The organism is Euzebya rosea, from assembly GCF_003073135.1.
In the GTDB taxonomy this organism is placed as follows: Bacteria; Actinomycetota; Nitriliruptoria; order Euzebyales; family Euzebyaceae; genus Euzebya; species Euzebya rosea.
This window is the reverse complement of sequence record NZ_PGDQ01000037.1, coordinates 1-1,094: the sequence shown is the minus strand read 5'-3', so window position 1 is coordinate 1,094 and position 1,094 is coordinate 1. Positions and strand designations below refer to the sequence as shown.

The window sequence follows — 1,094 nt, the reverse complement described above, 5'->3', positions numbered from 1 at the left end:
GGGTGAGTCCCACCACGTGGTGTAGGAGCAGGGTCCGCCCGATAGGGCGGGCCACCGTGTGAACTTCATGTCTCCTACAACGCGAAGGACCCACACGATGACCCAACAGCAGTCTGCCCTGTCCGAGCTCGCTGACGTGCTGATCGGCACCGACCCCACCCTGTCAACGTCCATCAGCGAGATCCTCGCCGCCGCCCTCCAGGAGCTCATCGAGGCCGAACTCACCACCAGGATCGGCGCCGAACCGGGCGAACGCACCCTCGGGCGCACGAACCTGCGCAACGGCCATCGACCGAAGCTGCTGTCGACCCCGGCGGGGGATGTCGAGGTCGGCATCCCCAAGCTGCGCAAAGGCAGCTTCTTCCCCGAACTGCTCGAGCCCCGCCGACGGATCGACAAGGCGCTGTGGGCGGTGATCATGCGCGCCTACATCACCGGCACCTCCACCAGGAAGGTCGATGACCTCGTCAAGGCCCTCGGCTGCGACTCGGGCGTGTCCAAGTCCACCGTCAGCCGGATCTGCAAGGCCATCGACGACGACGTCGCCGTCCTCCGTGGCCGCAGGTTGGATCACCAGCCGTTCCCCTACATCTGGTTGGACGCCACCTACGTCCACGTCCGCGAGCACGGCCACGTCATCTCCAAAGCGGTCGTGATCGCCACCGGCGTGCGGGCAGACGGGCACCGCGAAGTCCTCGGCGTGGACATCGGCAACAGCGAGAACGAAACGTTCTGGACCGAGTTCCTCCGCGACCTGGCAGACCGCGGCCTGCACGGCGTCAAGCTGGTCATCTCCGACGCGCACGCCGGGCTGCGCGCGGCGATCCGCCGTGTCCTGCAGGGCTCCGGATGGCAGCGATGCAGAGTGCATGCCAAGCGCAACCTGCTGGCGGTGGCCAACCACAGCCAGCGGCAGCTGATCTCGGCGTTGATCTCCACGATCTTCGCCCAGCCCGACGGTGACGCCGCCAAGGGACAGCTCCGCACCGTCTGCGCCCAGCTGGAGACCGTGGCGCCGAAGGTGGCCGAGCGGCTCGAGGCCATGGAGGACGACCTGCTCGCCTACACCGCGTTCCCGCCGGTGCACTGGCCCA

General features: G+C 67.7%; 1 protein-coding gene. It reads left to right on the top strand.

What is annotated here, in order from left to right; translation table 11 throughout:
- Positions 1 to 97: 97 nt before the first annotated feature.
- Positions 98 to 1,094: IS256 family transposase (locus CUC05_RS24185; protein ID WP_108668719.1), on the top strand; the 997-nt coding region annotated here is incomplete at its 3' end.